The sequence below is a fragment of the Streptomyces sp. NPDC090445 genome (assembly GCF_044769385.1).
In the GTDB taxonomy this organism is placed as follows: Bacteria; Actinomycetota; Actinomycetes; order Streptomycetales; family Streptomycetaceae; genus Streptomyces.
In genome coordinates this window covers 1-3,092 of sequence record NZ_JBIVXV010000068.1, presented here as the reverse complement: position 1 = coordinate 3,092, position 3,092 = coordinate 1, and the positions used below count along the sequence as shown (strand labels likewise).

The window sequence follows — 3,092 nt, the reverse complement described above, 5'->3', positions numbered from 1 at the left end:
GCGGGCGTCACGACGTACCTCGAACTCGGCCCGGGCGGTGTGCTCTCGGCCATGGGCCAGGAGTGCGTGACGGGCGAAGGCGCCGCCTTCGTGCCGGTGCTGCGGAGCAGGCGCTCCGAGGCCGAGACGGCGGTCGCTTCGCTGGCTCAGGCCCACCAGCGCGGCCTGGGCGTGAACTGGCAGGCCTTCTACGCCGGTTCGGGCGCGCGGCGGGTGGAGCTGCCCACGTACGCCTTCCAGCGGCAGCGCTACTGGCTGCAGTTGACGGGCACGGGCCGGACCGCTTCCGGCCATGACGTCGACGCCCGCTTCTGGGATGCGGTCGAGCGCGAGGACCTGGAGTCGCTCGCCGGCACTCTGGACGTGGCCGACGAGAACGCCTGGGGCCAGGTGCTCCCTGCCCTGTCGGCCTGGCGTCGCGGCCTGCGCACGCAGTCCGAGGTGGACCGCCTGCGCTGCCGGGTGTCCTGGAAGCCACTGACGGACATCGCCTCCGGTGCCCGACTGGCCGGGGCCTGGCTGGTCGTGACCCCTGCTGACGCGGGCGTGGCCGACACCGCTGTGGCGGGCGCCCTGGCCGGGCGCGGCGCCGAGGTCCGCCGGGTTGTGGTCGGGGCCGGTACGGACCGTGCCACGCTGGCCGGGCTGCTGGCCGAGGGCGAGGCAGAGGGCGTCGCCGGTGTGGTCTCCCTGCTCGCGCTGGACGAGGCTGCGGGCGTGGTGCCCACGGCCGTGCTCGTGCAGGCGCTGGGCGACGCCGGGGTGGAGGCTCCGCTGTGGTGCCTGACCCGGGGCGCGGTCAGCGTGGGCCGTTCCGACCGCCTCGTCTCGGCGGTGCAGGCCCAGACGTGGGGCCTGGGCCGGGTGGCCGCCCTGGAGCTGCCCGAGCGCTGGGGCGGTCTGGTCGACCTGCCCGAGGCCTGGGACGAGCGGGCCATGGGCCGACTGGTCGGCGTACTGGCCGGTGGTGCGGCCGGTGAAGACCAGGTCGCGGTCCGGTCGTCCGGTGTCTTCGGACGCCGCCTGGTCCGCGCGGCCGGTGGCAGCACGGACTCGTGGGCCCCGTCCGGGACGGTCCTGGTGACCGGCGGCACGGGTGCCCTCGGCGGGCGGGTCGCTCGCTGGCTGGCCGGTGCGGGTGCCGAGCGGCTGGTGCTGACCAGCCGCCGGGGCGCTGACGCGCCCGGCGCCGCCGAACTGGCCGCCGAGCTGGCGGAACTCGGTGCCGAGGTGTCGGTCGTGGCGTGCGATGCCGCCGACCGTGACGCCCTGCGGACCCTGCTCGCGGCCGAGGCCGAGAAGCTCACCGCTGTCATCCACACCGCCGGTGTGCTCGACGACGGCGTCCTCGACGCCCTGACGGCCGAGCGGTTCGAGACCGTGCTGCGCGCCAAGGCCGTCTCGGCGCTCAACCTGCACGAGCTGACCGTCGAGCTGGGCATCGAGCTCTCCGCCTTCGTCCTCTTCTCCTCGATGAGCGGCATGATCGGTGCGCCGGGCCAGGCCAACTACGCCGCCGCCAACGCCTACCTGGACGCGCTCGCCGAGCAGCGGCGCGCCGCCGGGCTGGCCGCGACCTCCCTCGCCTGGGGTCCGTGGGCCGAAGGCGGTATGGCCGCCGACGATGCGCTGGATGCGCGCCTGCGGCGTGAGGGTCTGCCGCCGATGGCGCCGGAGACGGCGATGGCGGTCCTGCGGCAGAGTGCCGCGGCTTCGTCCGATGCGGCTCTGCTCGTCGCCGATGTGGACTGGGAGCGCTTCGGCCCCGCGTTCACCGTCGTCCGTCCGAGCACCCTCATCCGCGAGATGACGGAGAAGCCGGCCGCCGGGCCCGTTGCCCGTGCCGAGGCCGGGACCGGTTCGGCCGTCGAGCGGTTCGCCGACCTCGGCGCAGCGGAGCTGGAGCGGGAGCTCCTCGGCCTCGTCCGGGCACAGGTCGCGGCGGTCCTGGGCCACGACGGTTCGGAGGCGGTCGGCGCCGACCGTGCGTTCAAGGAGCTCGGGTTCGACTCGCTGACCGCGGTCGAGCTGCGCAACCGGCTCGGTGCGGCGACCGGCGTGACGCTGCCGGCGACTCTGATCTTCGACTACCCTTCCGCGTCGGCCCTGACGGCGTTCCTCCGGGACGAACTGCTGGGCACCCGGCCGGAGATCGCCGGTCCGGTGACCGTCGCAGCCACTGGCGTGGACGACGACCCGATCGCGATCGTGGCGATGAGCTGCCGCTTCCCCGGCGGCGTCCGGACCCCCGAGGACCTGTGGCAGCTGCTCGCGTCCGGTGGCGACGCCATCGGTGAGTTCCCGGCCGACCGTGGCTGGGACCTGGAGCGGCTCTACAGCCCGGACCCGGACCGGCAGGGCACGTTCTACGCCCGCGAGGGCGGCTTCCTCTACGACGTGGCCGACTTCGACGCCGACTTCTTCGGCATCTCGCCGCGCGAGGCCCTCGCCATGGACCCGCAGCAGCGCCTGCTGCTGGAGACCACCTGGGAGGCGTTCGAACGGGCCGGGATCGACCCGGCGAGCGTCCGCGGCAGCCAGGCCGGCGTGTTCGTCGGCACCAACGGCCAGGACTACGACTCGTCCTTCCAGGTCATCCCGGACGGCATCGAGGGCTTCCTCGGTACCGGCAACGCGGCGAGCGTCGTCTCCGGCCGGCTCTCGTACGCGTTCGGGCTGGAAGGTCCGGCCGTGACCGTCGACACCGCTTGCTCGGCGTCGCTCGTGGCGCTGCACTGGGCGATCCAGGCCCTGCGCAACGGCGAGTGCTCCCTGGCGCTGGCCGGTGGTGTGACGGTGATGTCGTCGCCGGGTGCGTACATCGACTTCAGCCGTCAGCGCGGTCTGGCCGCGGACGGCCGGATCAAGGCCTTCTCGGCAGACGCCGACGGCACCGGGTGGGGCGAGGGTGTCGGCATGCTGCTCGTCGAGCGCCTGTCGGACGCCCGGCGCAACGGCCACCCCGTGCTGGCGGTGATCCGCGGCTCGGCGATCAACCAGGACGGCGCCAGCAACGGCCTGACGGCGCCCAACGGCCCGTCCCAGCAGCGCGTCATCCGCGCCGCCCTCGCGAACGCCGGACTGTCGCCCGC

Annotated in this window: 1 protein-coding gene; it reads left to right on the top strand. The window is 74.4% G+C overall.

Going from position 1 to position 3,092, the window contains the following annotated elements; translation table 11 throughout:
* Positions 1 to 3,092 (top strand): SDR family NAD(P)-dependent oxidoreductase (locus ACIQUT_RS40205; protein ID WP_403570679.1); only part of this gene is annotated, 3,092 nt, incomplete at both ends.